This is a genomic window from Metamycoplasma salivarium (assembly GCF_900660445.2).
Classification (GTDB): Bacteria; Bacillota_I; Bacilli_A; order Mycoplasmatales; family Metamycoplasmataceae; genus Metamycoplasma; species Metamycoplasma salivarium.
Window position 1 is genome coordinate 697,313 of sequence record NZ_LR214938.2, and the last position, 23,378, is coordinate 720,690.

Consider the following 23,378-nt stretch of genomic DNA (forward strand, 5'->3'; position numbering starts at 1 on the left):
CCCCTTTATAGTGTGTTTCAACATCATCATGAATGTTTTTGAGAATATAACTATTATACAAATAATCTAGTGCTCTATCTTTAAGCGTATTCATGAGTTAGAAAACAATTTGACATATGCCTATTAGAAAGCAATTTGCTAGTTTTATTAAGATTGTTAAGAGACGATAATAATGAATAAAATTGGTAAAAACAAATGAACCTTTTCAGAAAAACATAACAAAATATTTAATGCTTTGCAAAGAAACGATGGTAGAAATTTGTGAGAGAAAGCTAGAGATTTGAATATTTCATATTCTACAATTTTAAGGGCTAACAAAAAAAATTAAAAACTCGAAAAATTTAATAATTTCGCATGGTAATTTAAATAATAAAAACGCTTTAAAATATTCAAATGAACAAATCGATCACCAAATAGAAAATATAAAAGCAATAAGCAAGAAAATTTCGAAAATGGTTTATCAAATTAGAATTGAAAAATAAAGTTTCTTAAATATGCTAATGTTTTTATGCAAAGGCATATTTTTTATTCACAAAATTCTATAATTTTGTAAGAGTTAAGCTTTCTCAAATCTTTCACAAATGTTTCTCAAATTTTAAGATTATATGTATATATGCTTTATAGTAATAAGTGAAGGGATATAAAAAATGAAAAAAGAACAAGAAATGAATGAATTAATGAATAACAAACTACTTCAAGAAACTTTTAAAGAAATTGAGAAGAAGTTTGGAAAAGAATCAATTATGATTTTGGGAAATAAACCTGATATTATTCCTGAAACTATAGACTCTGGCTCACTTGCTATTAACAAAGCATTAGGTATAGGTGGTTGACCAAAAGGGAGAATAATTGAGATTTATGGCCCTGAAAGTTCAGGAAAAACAACAATTGCTTTGCATGCAATTGCAGAAGTTCAAAAACAAGGTGGAATTGCAGCTTTTATTGATGCAGAACACTCAATTGACCCTATTTATGCAAAGAATTTAGGGATTGATATTGATAAATTGATATTATCACAACCAGACTCAGGCGAACAGGCCTTAGAAATTGTGGATTGTTTAGCAAAAACAGGTGCTATTGATTTAATTGTTGTTGATTCAGTAGCAGCATTAGTACCAGAAGCTGAACTTCAAGGAGAAATGAAAGATCAAGTTATTGGTGCGCAAGCAAGACTTATGTCTAAAGCATTGAGAAAAATTACAGGATCTTTATCAAAAAACAAAACTGCAATCATATTTATTAATCAAATTAGAGAAAAGGTGGGAATTATTTTTGGAAACCCAGAAACTACACCTGGTGGTAAAGCATTAAAATTCTATTCAACAATTAGATTAGAAGTGAGAAAACAACAGAATTTAGGTCAAGGCGAAGCTATTATTGGTAATCAAGTAAAATGCAAAGTTGTTAAAAATAAATTAGCAGCACCTTATAAAATTACAAATATAGAAATAGTTTTTTCAAAAGGTATTTCAAAGATTGCAGAAATAATTAAATTTGCTGAACAATTTGATATTTTGATTAAAAAAGGGTCATGGTATAGTTTTGAAAACGAAAATATTGCACAAGGAATTGTAAATCTACAAATATTGTTAGAAAACAATAATGAGCTACGTGAAAAAATTACAACTTTAGTATTAGAAAAATTAAATTCTGATAATGAATAAAAAATAATTGAATTATTTATAAAAAATAATACTATTATTTATATTAACATAGATAGTTTGCATTTTTATTAAGAGGTATCATATGAATAATGAATCAATAAATGTATTATTTTTAGGGGATATTTTTGGTGATCCGGGAATTAAGGTAGTCAATAAATATTTATCAAAAATTAAAAAAGAATATGATATCGATTTTGTAATTGCACAAGCAGAAAATGTTTCAGGTAGAAAAGGTTTTGAACCCAAAGATTTTAAAAAATTAAGATCTATTGGAGTTGATGCATTCACTTTGGGAAATCATGTTTGAGCAAAAGATAAAATTAAAGAAATAATTAATAAAAATGAGTTAATAAGACCTGCTAATATTAACAATAAATATCCTGGCAAAGGAATAAGAATTTTTAATGTAAAAGGCAAAAAAATTGCTGTTATGTCATTTATGGGAATTACTTTTAACCCATTATTAGCGCCTTGAGAAGAACAAAGTGCAAACAATTTTTTTGATAGTTTTGATAAATTATATGAAGAAAATCATGCAGATTATTACATTATAGATTTTCATGCTGAAACAACTGCTGAAAAATCTGTATTTTCTTTATATGTTGATGGTAAAGTTGATGCATTTTTTGGCACACACACCCATGTTCAAACCAATGATGCAAGAATTTTACCAAATGGTACATATTATGCAACGGATGCCGGTATGTGTGGTCCTAGAAACTGTGCCATTGGTTCTAATTTTCAAGAAGTTTATGAAAAAATGAGATTTGGTTCATTTGTTTCGTTTCAAGTTTCAAAAAATCAATGTCAATTAAACGGAATTGTTTTTAGATTAACCAAAAACAAAGAAGATAAGTTTATAAAACTGATAAATATTTGGGAATAAAAAGGATTTAGCTCTATGAAAACAGAACAAGATAAAATGATTTTTTTGATTAATGCTTTAAAAAAGCGGACTGAAATTATCAATACAATATACAAATATGAGCTTTTTGACCAAAAAGTTGATTCAAAACAAATATTTGAAGACGATAATTTAGATGACAATGCAATAAAAATTATTGAACAAATTGAAGCAAAGTATGACTCATTAAAAAAAATAATAATTGCTGCATTAAGTGCAGACTGAGAATGAGAAAGACTGCAACCATTAGTTAGAGCAATTTTGTTATATGGCACATATGAACTTTTTTTAAATAATCCTAAAATCGTTATTAATGAAATGATTAATATTACAAAAATTTATATACCAGGAACTGTGTATAAATTGGTTAACAAAGCATTAGATTTAATTGCTTCAAAGCTTGTGGATAAAAAATAATGAAAAAAGAATTAATAAAGATTTTAATAGACAAATATAATAACTATTCCAAAAAAATATTATTAGCTTTTATTAAAGAAGGAAAAGTAATTGTTAATGGAGAGAAATCATTTCTACCTTTTATGAAATTTGAAATTACAAATTTAAATTTAGAGTTATTAGAACCTAAAAAGTATGTTTCAAGAGGGGCATTTAAATTAGTAGCAGCTATTGAAAAATTTAATCTAAAATTAAATAATTTAGTTTGTTTAGATATAGGAAGTTCAACTGGCGGATTTGTTCAAGTTCTGTTAGAAAATAATGCTAAAAAAGTTTATGCAGTTGATGTTGGAACAAATCAGTTAGACTATTCATTAAGAATTAATCCAAAAGTAGTTGTTTATGAAAAAACAAATTTAAAAGACTTAACTACAAATTTTTTTAAAGAACAAATTGAATTTATAACTTGCGATGTTTCATTTATTAGTGCAAAGTATGTGCTTCAAGTGTCAAAAGATTTACTGCAAAGTGGGTCTAAGTTAATGATATTAATTAAACCTCAATTTGAAGCACCTTCATCTTTAGTTTTAGAACGAGGTATTGTTGAACAAAAACATCATGAGCGAATAATTAAAACAGTGATTGAATATGCAAAAAATAATCATTTTAAATTTATTAATGCATATGAAAGTCCAATTACTGGTCAGAAATCTAAAAATATTGAATATATTTCATTGTTTGAAAGGGAATAATCATGTTAAATGTAAGAAAAAAATTTCCAATGTTATTGAATAATCCTAAATTGGTATATTTTGATAATGCTGCATTAGCATTAAAACCTAAAATGGTTATTAAAGCAGGCAACGATTTTTATGAAAAATATTCAATTTCATCACGTACTGCAGATTCGAAACTTGGAGTATATACAATTCATAAAATTGATGAAACTCGTGAACATATTGCTAAATTAGTCGATGCAAACTCAAGCGAAGTAATTTTTAGTTCGGGCACAACTGATTCATTAAATATAATAGCAAGAACGCTAACAAAGATTGTTGATAAGGGGCAAATTCTACTATCGTATTTTAATCATAGTTCTAACATAATTCCTTTTATAGAATTATTTAGTCAAAATAAAGATATAAAAATAAATTATTTTAGTGACCAAAAAGATTTGCTTTCTCTTATTGATAAAGATACAAAGATTGTTGCTTTGTCGCAAATTACAAACAATTTTAATGTGAAATATGATTTAAAAACTATTTATAAAAAGTGTAAAAAATATGGAACAATTTTAATAAACGATGCCGCACAAGCTATTGCTCACGAACGTGTGTCATTAAATAATTGTGATGTTATCGCATTTTCTGCAAACAAATTATATGGTCCTACCGGAATAGGTGCTCTAATTATTAAAAATGAATTAAAAAGTAGGTTAGAACCTGTTAAATGAGGTGGAGGTCAAGTGCATGATATTGACTATTGTAGTTGAACTCCAAATAATAGTAATGCCAAATTTGAACCAGGGACAGCAAATTTAGCAGGTATATTTCAATTTGATGCTGCAATAGATTTTGTCAACAAAATTGGTTATAGAAAAATTAAAGAATATGAAAATGCGCTTGCTGAATATTTGTATGATGAACTTTCTAAATTAAATGATGTTGAAATAAGATCTTCAAGAGGCGATACTATTACTTTATTTAATATTAAAAATATTCCTCCGCAAGATGTTGCATCATATTTAGGAAATGAAAAAGGCATTTATGTTAGGGCAGGGAAATTTTGTGCACAAATGTTATCGAAATTGTCTAATTTTGCAAATTCTTATATTAGAGTTTCGCTTTCTATTTATAATAACAAGGAAGATATAGACAAACTAATTTCTGCATTAAAAGAAGGGGGTGATTTCATTGAGTTCTTATTCAAATAGTGATGTAAGGCAAATTATATTTGATGCTTATGTAAACCCCAAATATAAAACGCAAATGTTGTTAGAAGAAGATTTAATAGCCGAACATTCAAATGTTTGTGTTGATGATTTAAGACTAAAATTAGTTTGAAAAGATGATGTTTTGACTAATGCAAAATATGAAGCAGTTGGATGTGGAGTATTTTTAGCTAGTTGTGATTTAGCAATAGATTTGTTTTTAAATAAATCAAAAACTGAAATTTCAAAATTGTTAGATTTATATTTCAAAATGATAAATAAAAAACTAGATGATAAAAATATTGCTTCATTAAAAAAATTAGAAAAACTACAAGTTTTCGAAAATGTTAAAGTTCATTTAAATAGATTAGAGTGTGCCTCTATTATTTATCGTGCATTTAAAAAGGCCTTATAATGATAGAATATATTTTTCATATTGATATGGATACATATTTTGTAAGTTGTGAGAGATATTTAGAACCTAAATTAGTGGGTAAACCAATTGCAATTGCCAACGAATATAAACGTAGTATTGCTGCTGCTATTTCAAATGAATTAAAACAAATGGGTTTTAAATCAGGCGATTCTATTCAAATCATTAAGCAAAAAGTAAAAGACTTAGTAATTGTTCACCCAAACTATAATTTGTATACCTTGATTTCATCTCATATTTTTAATTTTTTAAGAGAAAAATATTCTAGAAAACTTGAAATTTTCTCAATTGATGAATGCTATTTACAAATTCAATTAGAAAATGATCAAAATCCAGTTGCATTTGCTATGAAAATTCAAGATGATATTTTTCAAAAATTTCATATACCTTGTTCTATTGGCATTTCTTTTACAAAATTTTTAGCAAAAATGTCTACTAATTTAGCAAAACCACATGGAGTTAGATGAACACAAAACAAAAAAGATATTAGAAAGAATTTTTATAGTTTAGATATTTCTCGAGTTTTTGGAATTGGCAAAGCAAGCTCAAAAAAATTAAAAGAAATTGGAATATCTACATATGAGGATTTACTAAATTTCAATAATGAAAGATTGCTAAGAAACATATTTGGGAAAAATTATTTAAATGTTCTTTTGCAAATGAAAGGTGAAAAAACTAATGATGTTTTAATTGCATCTTCTAATATGAAGGGAATGGGAAATCAAGAAACATTTTTATTTGATGATGTTCAAAATTATTCAATTCTTATTCAAAAAATAAAAGACATTTCTTATTTCATATCAAGCAGATTAAAATTTCACAATTATGAAGGAAATGTTATTACTATTCAATTTAGAAACATTAACAAACATTGAGTTTCTTTTCAAACCAAAATAAATGAATATGTAAATGATGCTGAAACTATCACAAATATAGCTTTAAAATTATTTGATAAGCATTGAAATGAAGAACCTCTAAGGGGAATAGGAATAAGAGTTTCAAATCTCAGACTTATATTTAATCAAAACAATTTTATTGATTTATTTACTAATTTAGAACAAGATAATATCAAAAGCATTATTTTTTCTATCAACCAACATCTTGGCAAAAATAGTCTAAAAACTTTAAGCGATTTAAAATTAGATAAAAAAGCAAAATCAAAGGGAATAAAATTTATAAAAGAAGATGTTATGCTTCAAAAAAATAATGGAAAGGAATACAAATAAATATGAAAATTGCTATATTTGGTGGAAGTTTTAATCCAATTCATAAAGGGCATATTTTAGTAGCAAATGATGCAATTTCTTTACTTGATTTAGATGAACTTTATTTTGTCCCTGCCTATAAAAATCCATTTAAAAAAATTAATGATTATGTAGATGTTAATCATCGCATTAATATGATTAAGTTAGCAATAAATAATCCAAAAATGAAAATATCGGATTTTGAAGCAAAACGCATTTATGACTCATATACAATTGACACAGTTAGACATTTTGTAAATAAATTCCCCAATGATGAAATATATTTATTAATTGGCTCAGATAATTTAAATTCATTACACAAATGAAAAGATATTGATGACATTGCAAAATTAGTAAAAATAACTATTTTTAAAAGAGATAATTTCATAAAACATGCAAATCTAAAAAAATATAATTGTCTTTTATTAGATAATCCAATTTACGAATTTTCTTCGACTAAATATCGTAATGGTGATTTTTCACAAGTTAGTGAAAAAGTTCAAGAATATATTGGAGAAAATTGTTTATATTTTAAAAACATTGCAAAAAGCAATTTATCTTATGATCGTTATATGCATTTACTTTCAACAGCGGATATGTGTTTACAATTTGCAAAAAAAGTTTATAAGCAAGATAAAAATATGCAAAATAATGCTTATTTAGCAGGACTTATGCATGACATAACAAAAGAATGACCAATTGATAAAGCACTTAATTTTTTAAAACAATATGGTATTAATCAAATTGATGAATATAAAATTCACCAAACAACAGCATTTTATTATTTAAGAGATGTTTATAAATTCAAAAATTCTGATGTTTTGTCTGCTATTAACATTCATACTAGCTTAGCGTATGAAATAACTATATTAGATAAAATACTTTATACTGCTGACAAAATATGTATGGGTAGAAAATTTGCAGGTGTTCAAAAATTAAGAAAATTAGCAAATAATAATTTTGAAAAAGGGTTTGCAGCGGTAGTTAAAGAATGTGGAATTGAATTTAATTTAGCTAAGGGTATTACCTTTGACGAAGAACAAAAAAATATCTATGAAAAGTGATCAAAAAACATTTAGTTTATGCTAAAATGTAATTGCTTTTATAGCGAAAGTAGATTCATTTCTCACCCTATGACTTATTTGTATGGGTTGCTATCATAAATTTTGTATTTTTTAGCAATGAGAAGTGGACCAAAAACCACTTTTTATTATTTTATAAAGGAGTTAGTTATTCAATCAACAGATAACAAAAATAGTCGTTTGCCCAAAGCAGAATATGTCATAAACCAACACATACCTTACAAGAAAGTTTTTGTTTTTGATCAAAACAATGAAAAATTAGGAGTTATGTCTAAAGAAGAAGCAATTGCAAAAGCACAAGAATCAAATATGGATTTGGTGTTAATAGCTTTAGACAATAATAGACCTATAACTAAAATTTTGGATTATGGAAAATTCAAATATGACAAAAAGAAAAAACAAAAAGCCAATAAAGAAAAACAAAGTGTAACTACTAATAGAGAAATTAGATTAACACCACTTATTGGGGATAATGATTTAAAAACAAAAGCTAAAAAAGCTAGAGAATTTATTCTTAATGGTGATAGAGTTAAAATCTCTGTTAAGTTTAGAGGCCGTGAACGTAGTAGAACTGACCTTGGAAATGAAATTCTAGATAAGTTTTTTGCAATGGTAGAGGATGTTGCGAAAGTATCAAAAGCTGCAACTTTGCAAAATGATCGTTTCTTAGATATGTATATTGAAAAAGATAAAAAGAAAGTTGAAGCATTGAAAACTAACAATAAAGAAAAAGAAGTTAACGAAGGAGAAACCGATGCCAAAAATGAAAACTAAAAGTGCTCTTAAAAAAAGAATTAAGATCACTGCAACAGGTAAAGTTAAACGTGGTAATGCTTATAGGTCACATTTAGCACAAAATAAAACCACAAAACAAAAACGTCATTCACGTAAAGGATCTGATTTATCTCATTCAGATTTTCAAAGATACAAGGAATTAATTTAATTAGGAAAGGAATGTCATGCGTACAAGAGGCGGAATAGTAACAAGAAGAAGACGTAACAAATGATTAAAATTAGCTAAAGGTTACTGAGGACACAAATCAATCGGTTACAAAGTAGCTAAACAAGCTGTTGTTAAATCATGAACATATGCATTCAGAGACCGTAAACAAATTAAACGTGAATTTAGAAGATTATGAATTGCAAGAATTAATGCAGCATGTAGACCATTAGGAATTACTTATTCAAGATTAATTGAAGGTTTGAAACTTACAAATATTCAAATTAATAGAAAAATGCTTTCAGAACTTGCAATTAATCATGCAAGTACATTTAATAATATAGTAGAAAAGGCAAAAAAAGCTTTAACTTCTAAATAAAGATTAATCAAAGACTTGCACATATGTAAGTCTTTTATCTTTTTATATAACAATTTAAGGAAAATAAATATGGCAAAAAGAGTAGTACTAGGATTAAGTGGTGGAGTAGACTCCAGTGTTTGCGCATATTTACTTTTAAAACAAGGATATGAAGTTATTGGACTTTTCATGAGAAATTGAGATTCAATGCTTAATAATGACATTTTGGGAAACAACAAAATTTCACAAAATATTTGTCCACAAGAACAAGATTATCAAGATGCAATGGATGTTGCAAAACAATTAGGGATTAAACTGTATCGAATTGATTTTATTAAAGAATATTGAGATTATGTTTTTACATATTTAATTGATGAATATAAAAAAGGTAGAACACCAAACCCTGATATTTATTGTAATAAATACATCAAATTTGACTATTTTGCAAATTATGCTTTTAATGAACTTAAAGCTGATTATATTGCAATGGGTCATTATGCAAACCAAATTAATGGTGAACTTTTTAAAGCTAAAGATTTGTCAAAAGATCAATCATATTTTTTAGCTCAACTTTCAAATAAACAATTAGAAAAAGTTTTGTTTCCATTAGCAAATATTACTAAAGATGAAGTTAGAAAAATTGCTAAAGAATTGAATCTAAAAACCGCAACAAAAAAAGACTCAACTGGAATTTGTTTTATTGGTGAAAGAAAATTTACTGAATTTTTAAAAAATTATATTCCTTCAATGCCTGGAAATATAGTTGATATTGCAACCAATAAAATAGTTGGAACACATAGTGGTGCTATGTATTATACAATTGGCCAACGAAAAGGGCTTAACTTAGGTGGTTACGAAAAACCATACTTTGTTGTTGGACATGATTTGAATAAAAAAATATTATATGTAGCAAATGAAGATTGCCCTGAATACCTATATTCAAATAAATTAATTGCAACAAATCCTAATTTTTTGACTAAAAATTATGATCAAAATAATTTAACTGCAAAATTTAGATATCGTCAAGACGACATTAAAATATCTCTAAAAATAATTGATAAAAATACTATTGAAGTTTCATACCCAAACACTGATGCTGTAACACCTGGCCAAGAGATTGTTATATATGATAAAAACAAAGTGGTATGCGGAGCTATTATTGATAAAATATTTAACGGTAGTAATCTAAAAGATTACATTAGATAAGGAATTTATTATGACATCAAAAGAAATTAGACAAAAATGATTAGATTTTTTTGCTTCAAAAGGGCATTTAGTAGTTGAATCTAAATCATTAATTCCAGTTAATGACCCATCACTTTTGTGAATAAACTCTGGAGTTGCAACATTAAAAGATTATTTTAGTGGTAAAAAAATTCCACCTGCAAAGAGATTAACAAATTCACAAAAATCTATCAGAACTAATGATATTGAAAATGTTGGTGTAACAGCAAGACACCACACATTTTTTGAAATGCTTGGTAATTTTTCAATTGGTGATTATTTTAAAAAAGAAGCAATTGCATTCGGCTATGAATTTATTTTTGATGTTTTAAAATTAGATAAACAAAGAATTTATATTACCTATTATTCAGAAGACAAAGACACTTATAATTATTGAATTCAAAATGGAATTGATCCCTCTCATATGATTAAAGGCACACGCGATACTAATTTTTGAGATGTTGGTCAAGGTCCATGTGGTCCCGACACTGAAATTTTTTATGATCGTGGAGAAAAATATGATAAAAGAGGAATTGAACTCTTAAAAAATGATATTGAAAACGATCGTTATGTTGAAATTTGAAACATTGTTTTCTCACAATTTAACAATGATGGAGAAAACAATTACACTGATTTAGCTACCAAGAATATTGATACAGGTGCTGGTTTAGAGAGAATTGTTTCTATTATGCAAGATGCACCAACTAACTTTGATACAGACTTATTTTTACCGATTATTCATGAAGTTGAGAAATTAACAACTTTAAAATATGATATTGATAATTATTTTAGAAAAGATCCTAAACAAACAAAAATTAATACCTATTTTAAAATAATTGCTGATCATATGAGAGCTTCGGTTAATGCAATTAATGACGGTGTTTTACCTTCAAATGTAGGACGCGGTTATATTATTCGCCGTTTGATTAGAAGATCATATCGTGCTGGGCTTGCATTAGGAATTAAACAAAAAACTTTCCTATACAAACTAACGAAAGTTGTAAAAGATTCATTAATTTATGACATTGATGTTAAAAAAGTATCTGAGATTATTAAAAACGAAGAGGAACTTTTTGCAAAAACAATTAATGATGGTGAAAAGCTTATTGAACAAGAAATTGCGAAAGATGGCACAATGTCAGTTGAAGCGGCTTTCAAAATGTTTGACACTTATGGGTTTCCAATTGAATTAACTAAAGAAATTCTAAAAGAAAAAGGTATCAAATATACTTGAACTGATAAAGATTATCAAAAATTTATTGTTAAACATCAAGATGAATCAAGGTCAAATGTTAATGCTGGAATGCAAAAAGCAATTAATTCGCTTTCTCTAGTTCCTTATTTAGTAAGTGAGTTTGTAGGTTATGATTATTTAACAACTAAAAATTCGAAGATTTTATATATGTTAAATGATGAAAAAGCAATTTCAAATACTAATAAAGCAACTGATAAATGTTATTTAATTTTGGATAAAACACCTTTTTATGCAACAAGTGGTGGTCAAAACCACGATTTTGGTTATATGATGCAAGGCAAAAATAAAATTAAAGTTCTAGATGTTTTTAAAGACAAATATTGAAATCCAGTGCATTTAGTTGAAGGAATTGTTGATTTTAATAAACCAATTGATTGTTTTGTTGATGAAAAAGCACGTGCCGGTTTTGCAAGAGGACACTCTGCAACACACTTAATGTACCATGCAATTAGGCAAACATATCCACATGAAAAGATTGAACAATTAGGTTCTAATATTAATCCTGAACATTTCACTTTTGACTTTGGATTAGATCATAGGCCTACTAAAGAAGAAGTTCATAATATTGAAAAAATAATGCGTGGATATATTGCTAAAAAAGTTAATAGAACCTATATTGTTACAACAATTAAAAATGCTGAAAAATTGGGTGCATGAATGACTATTGAAGAAAGTGAATATCATGATGCAAACAAAGTTAGAGTTGTTAAATTTGACGATATTACACTAGACCTTTGTGGTGGAACACACGTCCAAAATTCTCAAGATATTGAAGATTTTAAAGTTATTTCTGTAGATTCTAAAGGAACTGGAATTTATCGTTTAAGAGTAATTACATCAACTAACGAAGTCGATAAATATTTAGATCAAGAAATTTATAAAAAGATTGCATTATTAAATACTTTAATCAAAAATAATCAAACACTTGATTCATCTTATAAACTTGAAATTCCACAACATAATGCAAAAAATAGTTTGCAAAAAGAAAAAGTTCTTGATGAATATGACAAATTAGAGCAAAAAATTAGAGATGATTATAAGACCTTGTTAAAACAAAAGCAAAATGTTACAGTTGATGTTGATAAATATAAACCAGAGTCAATTAATAACAAAAATGTGTATATTATTTTTGAAAATGATGTTCCAACTGCTAAAAAAATAGCAGTTGAACTTAGAGAAGCACATAATGATGCTTTAATAATTTCATTAGCTAAAACTTCATCAGAAAACAATTATTTCTTAGTTGTTGCTTCAAAAAAATATGATGCAATGACATACTTTAATATTATTGCAAAACATTTTAATGGTAAAGGTGGTGGAAATAATATTATTTGCCAAGGTTCAATTAAAATCATTAATTCTCAAAAAGAATTTATTTTAGAACTTAAAAAGGTTTTAAATGCGTAAACTTTGCTTAGATTTAGGAACAAAGACTTGTGGTTTTGCTATTTCAGATAATTTAAATATCATTGCAACCGGATTAGAAAACTATTTTTTTCAAGAAAAAAAATTTTCTGAAGTAATTAAAAAAGTTAAATGATATTTAAATGAAAGCCAATATAAAAATGAAATTGATACTATTGTTTTAGGTTATCCTCTTAGAATGGACTTATCAAAATCAGAGCGAACATTAATGGTAGAAAATTTCAAGTTAATATTAGCAAAAGAAATTAATTTGCCAATCATTTTTCAAGATGAAAGACAAACTACAATTAATGCTGAAAATATTTTGCAATCAGCAGGTTATTCTAAAACTAAACGTAAAACAAAAAAAGATTCGCTTGCAGCTCAACTTATTTTAGAAGATTATTTAGCTTCTACTTATAATAAAGGATAGACATGGAGAAAAACAAAAAGATAAATATTTATACCGAAGATAGAAAATTGCAACTTAAAAATCAAGAAACAGGAGAATTATTCGTTTGTTATGCAATGTTTTCTCTTAATGAATTTGGCGAACAATACATTGTTTATACTGATGGATTTACAATAGTTCAGATTTCAAAGATTGTTGATGATAATTTCGAGATAATTACCGATGACAAAGAGTTAGAAATTTTTGAACCATATGTAGAGGAATTTTTATTAAATAATCAAATTAAAACATTAGATGGCAAAAAACTACTAACTGAAAGTATAGAAGAAGCTTATGAAGCAAATGTCGGTCCAATTGATGAGGATATTAACTAATGAATCCAAATTCAATATTATCTCCGCAAGTTAAATTAGGATTGGGTATTTCAGCTGCAGTTGCTTTAATTATCGCTTTAATTGGAGTTGTTCTTACATTTTGATATAAGAAAAAGCTTCAAAAAAAATTTTATAGTCCTGATGAAATAGTTGAATTTGAAAAATTAAAAATAACTAATCCTAATTATGGCATTGTTTTAGAAGGCATAAAAAAATATTATGATGTAATTTGACCTGATTTTTTTATAGCATTTTGTGTTAACACCATCTATTTAAATAAGTATAGTAATATATATGTCGAAGATGAAAATGATTATTTATCAATTTCTTTAGCTGCATTGTCTTATCAAAATGTTAAACAACATATAGCTAATAAAAACAATATTAAATTGCAACAAATTATTAAAGAAAAACAAATTAGTGCTCAAGATTTTAAGATTAGTGATCAAGAAATTGCAAAAAATGAACGTTTTGATTTCATTTTAAATTTAAAAACAATCTCATTGCCTCAATCTATTGATACTTTTTTACCTTATCTAAGTGATAACGGAATCTTATTATTGAACTTTTTTGATTTAAAACAAATTAAAGCATCAAAGGAATTCTTTGAAAAACAAAACTTAAAATATGAAACACTAAAATTTGGGAACAAAAATGTTATACTTTTAGCAAAAAATAGCGTTCGAAATAAAATTAGTGATGAAAGGGAAAACTAATGGCACCAGATGATAAAATTTATTTAACTAAAGAAAGCTTAAAACAATATCAAGAAAGATTAAAACATTTACAAGAAGTTGCACGTCCTCAAGTGATTGAAGAAATTAAAGAAGCAAGAAATCAAGGGGATTTATCAGAAAATGCTGAATATGATTCTGCTAGAGACAAACAAGCAGCAATCGAAAATGAAATTGCAGAATTACAACACATTTTAGATAATTATGAACTAATAAAATCAACTAACAATAATACTATTAGAATTGGTTCTACTATCGAAATTCTTTCTTTACAAAATGACAAAATCCAAACTATATCAATCGTTGGTTCACTTGATGCAGATCCTTTTTCTGGAAAAATATCTAATACTTCTTCATTAGCAAAAGCTTTGATGGGCAAAACTGCTGGTGATTTGGTTGAAGTTGATGCACCTACGAAATATAAAGTAAAAGTTCTATCAATTAAATAATTACAAAATAGGCTAAAAAAGTCTATTTTTTTTATAAATTTTTTTATCTTTAATATAAAATACAAATGCTATAAAACAATATAGCCATTTTATTTGAGCATTTTAATGATTTTCGCACATTTTTTTGATGCAAAAAATTGTGCTAAAAAACTAATTTAAAAAAATATTTTTATTTTTAAGAAAAAAATTATTAATGTGTATAATTAATATTGCTATTTTTTATTTAGCAAATAGTTCTTTGAAAACTGGATACGAATACCATTAACGTCAATTTTAAATAATTACAAAATAACAAGACAGAACAAATTTTAAGAGTTTGATCCTGGCTCAGGATGAACGCTGGCTGTGTGCCTAATACATGCATGTCGAGCGGAAGTAGCAATACTTTAGCGGCGAATGGGTGAGTAACACGTGCTTAATCTACCTCTTAGATTGGAATACCTAATGGAAACATTGGTTAATGCCGGATACGCATGGAGTCGCATGACTCCGTTGTGAAAGGGGCCTTTAAAGCTCCACTAAGAGATGAGGGTGCGGAACATTAGCTAGTTGGTGAGGTAACGGCCCACCAAGGCTATGATGTTTAGCCGGGTCGAGAGACTGAACGGCCACATTGGGACTGAGATACGGCCCAAACTCCTACGGGAGGCAGCAGTAGGGAATATTCCACAATGAGCGAAAGCTTGATGGAGCGACACAGCGTGCACGATGAAGGTCTTATGGATTGTAAAGTGCTGTTGCAAGGGAAGAAAAAGTAGTTGAGGAAATGCTTCTACATTGACGGTACCTTGTTAGAAAGCGATGGCTAACTATGTGCCAGCAGCCGCGGTAATACATAGGTCGCAAGCGTTATCCGGAATTATTGGGCGTAAAGCGTTCGTAGGCTGTTTATTAAGTCTGGAGTCAAATCCCAGGGCTCAACCCTGGCTCGCTTTGGATACTGGTAAACTAGAGTTGGATAGAGGTAAGCGGAATTCCATGTGAAGCGGTGAAATGCGTAGATATATGGAAGAACACCAAAGGCGAAGGCAGCTTACTGGGTTTATACTGACGCTGAGGAACGAAAGCGTGGGGAGCAAACAGGATTAGATACCCTGGTAGTCCACGCCGTAAACGATGATCATTAGTCGGCAGAGAACTGTTGACGCAGCTAACGCATTAAATGATCCGCCTGAGTAGTATGCTCGCAAGAGTAAAACTTAAAGGAATTGACGGGGACCCGCACAAGCGGTGGAGCATGTGGTTTAATTTGAAGATACGCGGAGAACCTTACCCACTCTTGACATCCTTCGCAAAGCTATAGAGATATAGTGGAGGTTAACGGAGTGACAGATGGTGCATGGTTGTCGTCAGCTCGTGTCGTGAGATGTTTGGTCAAGTCCTGCAACGAGCGCAACCCCTATCTTTAGTTACTAACGAGTCATGTCGAGGACTCTAGAGATACTGCCTGGGTAACTGGGAGGAAGGTGGGGATGACGTCAAATCATCATGCCTCTTACGAGTGGGGCAACACACGTGCTACAATGGTCGGTACAAAGAGAAGCAATATGGCGACATGGAGCAAATCTCAAAAAGCCGATCTCAGTTCGGATTGAAGTCTGCAATTCGACTTCATGAAGTCGGAATCGCTAGTAATCGCAGATCAGCTATGCTGCGGTGAATACGTTCTCGGGTCTTGTACACACCGCCCGTCACACCATGGGAGCTGGTAATACCCAAAGTCGGTTTGCTAACCTCGGAGGCGACTGCCTAAGGTAGGACTGGTGACTGGGGTGAAGTCGTAACAAGGTATCCCTACGAGAACGTGGGGATGGATCACCTCCTTTCTACGGAGTACAAAAAGAAGTTATCCATACTTCTATGACTAAAGTTAATGGATTTAATATTCGTGTCCAGTTTTGAGAGAATTATTTCTCTCTTTTGTTCTTTGAAAACTGAATTAGACATTGAAAAATTATCAAATCAATATAATATTTCAAAGTTTAGATCAACCTATAGAATATTCTAATAGACAAACAATAGGTCATACATTATATTTATACTATTAAATAAGCAAGAGTTTTTGGTGGATGCCTTGGGTCTGAAAGTCGAAGAAGGACGTGACTACCTGCGATAAGCCTCGTTTAGTTGGAAATAAGCATTTAGACGGGGATTTCCGAATGGGGAAACCTAATTGAGCTAATCCTCAATTATCATACCAGTGAATCCATAGCTGGATGAAGAGACACGCTGTGAATTGAAACATCTCAGTAGCAGCAGGAAGAGAAAATAAAGAATGATTCCCTTAGTAGTGGCGAGCGAACGGGGAAAAGCCCAAACCAACATTCGTTGTTGGGGTTGTAGGACTACTAATTAAGAAGTTAGACAAATATTTACATATAGCAGAATGAGTTGGAATGCTCAAACATAGAGGGTGAAATTCCCGTAAGTGAAATGTGTAAATCTTCTAGTGGTATCCTGAGTAGGGCGGGGCACGTGAAACCCTGTCTGAATCTGCCGGGACCACCCGGTAAGGCTAAATACTAATCAGACACCGATAGTGAACTAGTACCGTGAGGGAAAGGTGAAAAGAACCCCGGGAGGGGAGTGAAATAGATTCTGAAACCAATTACTTACAATTAGTCAGAGCCCGTTAATGGGTGATGGCGTACATCTTGCAGAATGGACCGGCGAGTTATGTCAACATGCGAGGTTAAGTGGATTAAAGCGAAGCCGTAGAGAAATCGAGTCTTAATAGGGCGCTTTAGTATGTTGATATAGACCCGAAACCAGGTGATCTACCCATGAGCAGGCTGAAACTTAGGTAACACTAAGCGGAGGGCCGAACCGCAGTACGCTAAAAAGTGCCCGGATGACTTGTGGGTAGGGGTGAAATTCCAATCGAACTTGGAGATAGCTGGTTCTCCTCGAAATAGCTTTAGGGCTAGCGTGTAGTGTTAAATGATGGGGGTAGAGCACTGAATATGGAATGGCGGCGCCTAGCCGTACTGACTATAATCAAACTCCGAATACTATCATGTATTGCTATGCAGTCGGTACATCGGTGATAACGTCGATGCACGCGAGGGAAACAACCCAGATCGTCAGCTAAGGTCCCAAAATTGTGTTAAGTGAGAAAGGTTGTGGAGTTTCTTAAACAGCTAGGATGTTGGCTCAGAAGCAGCCACCGTTTAAAGAGTGCGTAATAGCTCACTAGTCGAGAGGCTCTGTGCCGATAATTCAACGGGACTAAAACACAATACCGAAGCTACGGGTAGAAATACGTTAGAGGAGCGTTCTAAGGGCCTTGAAGCTAGACCGTAAGGACTAGTGGAGCGCTTAGAAGTGAGAATGCCGGTATGAGTAACGATTCAAAGTGAGAATCTTTGACGCCTATTGGGGAAGGTTTCCTGGGCAAGGTTCGTCCACCCAGGGTTAGTCGGGTCCTAAGACGAGGCCGAAGGGCGTAGCCGATGGACAACAGGTTAATATTCCTGTACTTTCTTGAGAGTGATGTAGTGACGGGGAAGGATAGTTTTACCACTCATTGGATTGTGGGGTAAGTGATAACTGGGTGTTGTTGGCAAATCCGCAACACATTAACCGGGAGTTACAATGCATAGTGAAAGGGCAACCAAGTAGCGAATTAAATGATTTCATGCCTCTTAAAAAAGCTGCTAACTATAATCTCTGTGAAACCCGTACCGAGAACGAACACACGTCCCCAAGATGAGTATTCTAAGGCGAGCGAGAAAACCAATGTCAAGGAACTCTGCAAATTCATCCCGTAAGTTCGCAAGAAGGGATGCCCATAGTAACATATGGGCCGCAGTGAATAGTAAGGGGGAACTGTTTATCAAAAACACAGCTCTATGCTAAGTCGCAAGACGATGTATATGGGGTGACTCCTGCCCAGTGCCCGAAGGTTAAGCAGAGGTGTTAGCATTTGCGAAGCATTAATGTGAAGCCCGGGTGAACGGCGGCCGTAACTATAACGGTCCTAAGGTAGCGAAATTCCTTGTCGGCTAAATACTGACCTGCACGAAAGGAGTAATTATCTCTTAACTGTCTCGACATTGGACTCGGTGAAATTATGGTTGCGGCGAAGACGCCGCATACCCGCATCTAGACGAAAAGACCCCGTGGAGCTTTACTATAACTTCATATTGGAGTTTGATTTAACTTGTGTAGGATAGGTGGGAGACTATGAGACAAAGACGCTAGTTTTTGTGGAGTCATCGTTGAAATACCACCCTTGTTACGTTGAACTTCTAACTTATTGCCATTATCTGGCAAGAGGACAGTGTGTGGTGGGTAGTTTGACTGGGGCGGTCGCCTCCCAAAAGGTAACGGAGGCGTTCAAAGTTACACTCAGTACGGTCAGAAACCGTATTTAAGAGCATAAAGGTAGAAGTGTGATTGACTGCGAGACCTACAAGTCGAGCAGGTGCGAAAGCAGGACTTAGTGATCCGGCGGTTCTTCGTGGAAAGGCCGTCGCTCAACGGATAAAAGCTACCCCGGGGATAACAGGCTTATCTTTCCCAAGAGATCACATCGACGGGAAGGTTTGGCACCTCGATGTCGGCTCATCGCATCCTGGAGCTGGAGTCGGTTCCAAGGGTTGGCCTGTTCGGCCATTAAAGCGGTACGCGAGCTGGGTTCAAAACGTCGTGAGACAGTTTGGTTCCTATCTGATGTGGGCGTTGGAATATTGATGAGAGCTGTCCTTAGTACGAGAGGACCGGGATGGACAAACCGATGGTGTTCCAGTTGTTCTGCCAAGAGCATAGCTGGGTAGCCAAGTTTGGCAAGGATAACCGCTGAAGGCATCTAAGCGGGAAGCCTCCTCAAAGATGAATATTCCCTTTAAATTCCTTATAGACTATGAGGTTGATAGGCCAGAGGTGTAAGTGCAGCAATGCATTCAGCTGACTGGTACTAATAAATTGAACGATTTAATAGTAATTCTATAGAGTAATTTAGATTATTAGTCTAATTCAGTTTTCAGAGAACAATTTAAATTACTTCCCTAGGGGAAGTTTTTTATTGCTTTTATTAAAAATGTAAATAAGAATTTAAGTTAGAACTAATGTATAATTTTTATGCAATTTTAGGGGATTAGTTTAATGGCAAAACTGAGGACTCCAAACCCTCTGTTGCGGGTTCGACTCCTGCATCCCCTGCCATATCATTTCAAAATGAACTTATAAGGAACTTAAAAATCATTAAGCTTCTTATTTTTTTCTCAAACTTTTCACATTACAAGATAAATTTATTAAAAAACCTTATAAAATTATAAAGTAATACTAAACTAAAAATTTTTACTTTTTAATTGAATAAAAAGAGGAGATAATATGGACATAAAAATGCCTTATAAGCAAACAAATTTTAAAAAATCAGTTATTTTTTCCGATGTTGATGGAACATTATATGATGTCAGCAAAACGCCAATGCAAGAAACTATTGATGACATTGAATTTGCAATTGCAAATAATAGTGATTTTAATCTTTGCACAGGTAACCCATATTATGAAAGAATGCAAGATTTATGTCAAAGAGTTCATGCTCATTATATTATTGCCTCTTCTGGAGCGCATATTTATGATGTATATGCTAATAAAACAATTTATACAAACGCAATTTCTTTTAAAGAACTTAAAAAAATTATCGAAGCATTAAAAGAAATTGATTGCCAATTAGCTTTCTGAACACAAGATAAATATTTTTTGCTAAAGAAAGAAAGTGGTTGAAATGAAGAAATAGTTGATTATCACTTTATTTCAAAAGAAAACCAAAGGAATATTCCTAAAGTTTATGCTAATGAGTCTATTGATCCACTAAAAATTGAAATTTATGCTGATAATTATGAAAACGTAGAATTTAAACTTGCAAAAATTTATAAAGCTATTAAATATATTAAAACTGTTGAAATTATTGTTACTTCAACAAATATTGAAATTCAAAACAAAAATGTTAATAAAGCTTCTGCAATAAAATGAATGCTAGAAAATGTTTATCAAAATGATGATATAACTACAAATGATATAATGACAATTGGTGATAGTAATAATGATTTAGCAATGCTAAAATTAGCAAATTACTCTTATGCGATGGCCAACGCATCAAAAGATGCTTTAAATTCAGCACATTATTTTACAAGTTCTGTTGAACAAAATGGTTTGGGTGAAGCTATAATTGATTATTTATATCGTTGCAAAAATGTCGTAAAACAATACATTTTACATAAAATTGGAGGTAAAAATGTTTAAACCATTTAATAAAGAAGACAAACAAATTAAATATTACTCAATAAAAATTAAAGATTCAAATATATTTCATGACCCTTTTGAATTTATTTGGGATGATAAAATTTCAGCAGTAAGATCAATACCTATTAAAAATGGAATTAATGCAAAAAATGTAGAGATTATTGTTTCTGATACATTACCTATTTATACTTTTATTTTGTTAATGGAGATGTTTTGTTTTAGAGATAGTCTTTTGTCAATTAGTTTTTTAACGTATGATAATAGAATGATAGTTTCACCAGTATTAGAAGATTTTAAAGTGGATAATCCAAAATTTGTTGATTGTAGTGGACTAATTAGAAAATTATTTACAACCTTAACTAAAGAAAATAAACCTTTGCATTGGTCAGTAATGTTTAATAATGGACTATTTTTGGCATACGATTTAGAAGTTTCAATAATTCCTAAACATAAAGTGCCATCAAATTTCGCAAATAATTTTGCCTTAATTTCTCATGATTTTGATTATAAAAATGCAGTTTTTTCAATAATTGACGATAATGAACGTAAAGAAATTTTAAAAAATCTTAGAAAATACAATACATATCTACCATTTTTAGAAGAATTTAAAGTTAGAAATACATCTCAAAAAGCATTTGTGCTTAATAAAAAATTCACTGATGATGACATTATTGATTTTCTTGAATATGGTTTAGATGAAGCAGATGATGATGAAGATGAATTTGATGAACCATCTACTAATACTAAAAATGGTGAAAATGTATTCGACAATTTTGCCGAAGGGCTTGGCCAAAACTTTGGTTTTCCGCTTAATATTGACCAAAGCATAAAGATGGAAGAAATGTTTGAAAATATGGTTGAAGAATTATATAATGCTGCTAAATCTTCTGGAATTTCTGATGAAGATATGGAAACATATTTTAGAGAATATTTCTCACAATTTGCAAAAATTACTCCTACTGGATTTGCAAATAACAAAGAAATGCTAGATAAATTAATTGCAATGCTTAAAAATGTTCAAAAGAAGAATAATAAAACTTCAAAAAACGATAAAGGTGAAAATACAAACAAAAAAGATATTTCAAATGATGATTTGTCAAATGAAGATAAAGAAATAAATTAATATGGAATATATTTTTAGAAATAAAGACGTTGATTGTTTTTCATTTTCATACAATGAAAAAACGAGTGAAATTTTACAAATAATACCTTTAGAAGGATTTTATACAATACCTTTAATTTTGCAGTCTAAAAATTGTGATATTTTAAGAAAATATCTATTTTTTTATCGGCCAATTCCTCTAACTAGACCTAATTTTAAAAATATGTTTTCACAATCAATTGATTTAATGAGTCTTTATGATCGCTATTATGGTTTAAATTTAGAAGATACATATTGAATTGTGCCTAAAAAAGATATTGCATTAAAATGGAGTGAATTAAATTATTTTGATAATTTTAAAAATGATTGCTCTAATGATATGCTAGAAAAAAAGTGCCGTTTGTTAGTTACAGATCGTATTGTAAAATATAATTCGCCTGATTTCTTTACTAATGGTGATTTACTAAAAACTTGGATATTGCGTGACAATAAGAAAATATTACTTAAAGATAATTCGTATTTTAGTAAAACTATTCCAATGTTAGAGATTTATACTGAATATTTTGCATATCAAGTAGCTTCATATTTATCCTTAAATGCAATTTCCTATGATATTGAAATGTTTAATAAAAAACTTGTCAATTCATCTGAAATTTTTACAAATGAAAATAGAATCTTTTTGCCATTTAGCGTTTTAGTTGATGAAAATAACAAGAAGAAAATTGTTATTGAAAAAATTAAAAAAATTTATGGTAAAGAGCAATTTGAAGATCTAATGGTTTTTGATGCTTTAATCTTTAATGTCGACCGTCATTTGGGGAATTTTGGTGTTTTAGCTGATCCTAAAACCTTGCAAAAAATAGATAATGCTCCTATTTTTGACAATGGTAAAAGTTTGATTTATGACTTTAATATTTATAAAGGAAAAATTGGTAAAGAGTATATTTATGGATATGCATCAAATAATACAAAACTTTACCAAAATTTTGATGTTCAACTTATGGAAAATATTCAAAAAAGACATTTAAAATGATTGAATGCATTGTTTGATTTTGATTTTAAAAATCATCCGATTTATCATCCCCACAAAAATTATTTTAATATGTTAAGAAAAACCTTTAAACTAAGAATTAAACAAGCATTAGAAATTTTTAACAAAAAATTCGTTAAAAAAGCAACAAACTAACAATAAAAAAATGGAGAATTTAATTTTATAAATTAACA

Annotated in this window: 21 protein-coding genes, 1 tRNA gene and 2 rRNA genes; all 24 read left to right on the forward strand. The window is 30.1% G+C overall.

The annotated features are described in order from the left end of the window. Window positions 1-172: 172 nt before the first annotated feature. Window positions 173-328, forward strand: a complete 156-nt coding sequence (locus EXC60_RS06970; RefSeq protein ID WP_156909645.1) for a hypothetical protein — start codon at window positions 173-175, stop codon at window positions 326-328. Window positions 329-665: 337 nt separating this feature from the next. Further along, window positions 666-1,664 carry a recombinase RecA gene (gene recA / locus EXC60_RS03120; protein ID WP_024543898.1) on the forward strand — a complete coding sequence of 333 codons (999 nt, stop codon included), beginning with the start codon at window positions 666-668 and terminating at the stop codon, window positions 1,662-1,664. 82 nt (window positions 1,665-1,746) lie between these two features. Further along, a complete protein-coding gene (locus EXC60_RS03125) occupies window positions 1,747-2,550 on the forward strand; it encodes a TIGR00282 family metallophosphoesterase (protein WP_024543899.1) in 804 nt (267 codons plus the stop codon). 15 nt (window positions 2,551-2,565) lie between these two features. Continuing rightward, window positions 2,566-2,985, forward strand: a complete 420-nt coding sequence (locus EXC60_RS06975) for a transcription antitermination factor NusB (RefSeq protein WP_024543900.1) — start codon at window positions 2,566-2,568, stop codon at window positions 2,983-2,985. Next, entirely contained in the window at window positions 2,985-3,716 is a 732-nt protein-coding gene (locus tag EXC60_RS03135) for a TlyA family RNA methyltransferase (RefSeq protein WP_024543901.1), read from the forward strand. The genes EXC60_RS06975 and EXC60_RS03135 overlap by 1 nt, the downstream gene beginning before the upstream one ends. Before the next feature lie 2 nt (window positions 3,717-3,718). Next, complete coding sequence (locus EXC60_RS03140) at window positions 3,719-4,897, forward strand: aminotransferase class V-fold PLP-dependent enzyme (protein ID WP_024543902.1); 1,179 nt, start codon at window positions 3,719-3,721, stop codon at window positions 4,895-4,897. Further along, the gene (locus tag EXC60_RS06980; protein WP_232612553.1) at window positions 4,869-5,309 is read left to right on the forward strand and encodes an iron-sulfur cluster assembly scaffold protein; all 441 of its coding nucleotides are present in this window, start codon (window positions 4,869-4,871) and stop codon (window positions 5,307-5,309) included. Before EXC60_RS03140 ends, EXC60_RS06980 begins: the two co-directional genes overlap by 29 nt. Next, complete coding sequence (locus EXC60_RS03150) at window positions 5,309-6,553, forward strand: Y-family DNA polymerase (protein ID WP_024543904.1); 1,245 nt, start codon at window positions 5,309-5,311, stop codon at window positions 6,551-6,553. The genes EXC60_RS06980 and EXC60_RS03150 overlap by 1 nt, the downstream gene beginning before the upstream one ends. Window positions 6,554-6,555: 2 nt before the next feature. Then, window positions 6,556-7,650 (forward strand): nicotinate-nucleotide adenylyltransferase, encoded by a 1,095-nt coding sequence (locus tag EXC60_RS03155; RefSeq protein WP_024543905.1) that lies wholly within the window; start codon window positions 6,556-6,558, stop codon window positions 7,648-7,650. Window positions 7,651-7,752: 102 nt separating this feature from the next. Then, on the forward strand, window positions 7,753-8,427 hold the full coding sequence (gene infC / locus EXC60_RS03160; protein ID WP_129619933.1) for a translation initiation factor IF-3: 675 nt from the start codon (window positions 7,753-7,755) through the stop codon (window positions 8,425-8,427). Then, window positions 8,408-8,596, forward strand: coding sequence for a 50S ribosomal protein L35 (rpmI, locus tag EXC60_RS03165; protein WP_024543907.1), 189 nt, complete (start codon window positions 8,408-8,410; stop codon window positions 8,594-8,596). The genes infC and rpmI overlap by 20 nt, the downstream gene beginning before the upstream one ends. Window positions 8,597-8,612: 16 nt before the next feature. Beyond that, entirely contained in the window at window positions 8,613-8,972 is a 360-nt protein-coding gene (gene rplT, locus EXC60_RS03170; protein WP_024543908.1) for a 50S ribosomal protein L20, read from the forward strand. A 42-nt stretch (window positions 8,973-9,014) separates the two neighbouring features. Further along, the gene (mnmA, locus tag EXC60_RS03175; protein ID WP_277847097.1) at window positions 9,015-10,157 is read left to right on the forward strand and encodes a tRNA 2-thiouridine(34) synthase MnmA; all 1,143 of its coding nucleotides are present in this window, start codon (window positions 9,015-9,017) and stop codon (window positions 10,155-10,157) included. A gap of 7 nt (window positions 10,158-10,164) precedes the next feature. After that, entirely contained in the window at window positions 10,165-12,837 is a 2,673-nt protein-coding gene (gene alaS, locus EXC60_RS06985; RefSeq protein WP_129619934.1) for an alanine--tRNA ligase, read from the forward strand. Further along, window positions 12,830-13,267: a Holliday junction resolvase RuvX gene (ruvX, locus tag EXC60_RS03185; protein ID WP_024543911.1), complete on the forward strand. Its 438-nt coding sequence runs from the start codon at window positions 12,830-12,832 to the stop codon at window positions 13,265-13,267. Before alaS ends, ruvX begins: the two co-directional genes overlap by 8 nt. Before the next feature lie 2 nt (window positions 13,268-13,269). Beyond that, window positions 13,270-13,620 carry a hypothetical protein gene (locus EXC60_RS03190; RefSeq protein WP_024543912.1) on the forward strand — a complete coding sequence of 117 codons (351 nt, stop codon included), beginning with the start codon at window positions 13,270-13,272 and terminating at the stop codon, window positions 13,618-13,620. Then, a complete protein-coding gene (locus tag EXC60_RS06990) occupies window positions 13,620-14,336 on the forward strand; it encodes a BC85_0335 family putative methyltransferase (RefSeq protein ID WP_024543913.1) in 717 nt (238 codons plus the stop codon). Before EXC60_RS03190 ends, EXC60_RS06990 begins: the two co-directional genes overlap by 1 nt. Next, entirely contained in the window at window positions 14,336-14,803 is a 468-nt protein-coding gene (gene greA, locus EXC60_RS03200) for a transcription elongation factor GreA (RefSeq protein WP_024543914.1), read from the forward strand. Before EXC60_RS06990 ends, greA begins: the two co-directional genes overlap by 1 nt. A 304-nt stretch (window positions 14,804-15,107) precedes the next feature. Then, window positions 15,108-16,629, forward strand: a 16S ribosomal RNA gene (locus EXC60_RS03205). A gap of 216 nt (window positions 16,630-16,845) precedes the next feature. Further along, a 23S ribosomal RNA gene (locus tag EXC60_RS03210) occupies window positions 16,846-19,746 on the forward strand. The 16S and 23S rRNA genes sit together here with 1 tRNA gene alongside, the layout of an rRNA operon. 149 nt (window positions 19,747-19,895) lie before the next feature. Further along, window positions 19,896-19,969 (forward strand) — tRNA-Trp (locus tag EXC60_RS03215). 168 nt (window positions 19,970-20,137) lie between these two features. Next, complete coding sequence (locus EXC60_RS06995; protein ID WP_024543915.1) at window positions 20,138-21,052, forward strand: Cof-type HAD-IIB family hydrolase; 915 nt, start codon at window positions 20,138-20,140, stop codon at window positions 21,050-21,052. Continuing rightward, window positions 21,045-22,175 carry a hypothetical protein gene (locus EXC60_RS03225; protein ID WP_024543916.1) on the forward strand — a complete coding sequence of 377 codons (1,131 nt, stop codon included), beginning with the start codon at window positions 21,045-21,047 and terminating at the stop codon, window positions 22,173-22,175. The genes EXC60_RS06995 and EXC60_RS03225 overlap by 8 nt, the downstream gene beginning before the upstream one ends. A 1-nt stretch (window position 22,176) precedes the next feature. Next, entirely contained in the window at window positions 22,177-23,340 is a 1,164-nt protein-coding gene (locus EXC60_RS07000; protein WP_024543917.1) for a hypothetical protein, read from the forward strand. Window positions 23,341-23,378: the final 38 nt, after the last annotated feature.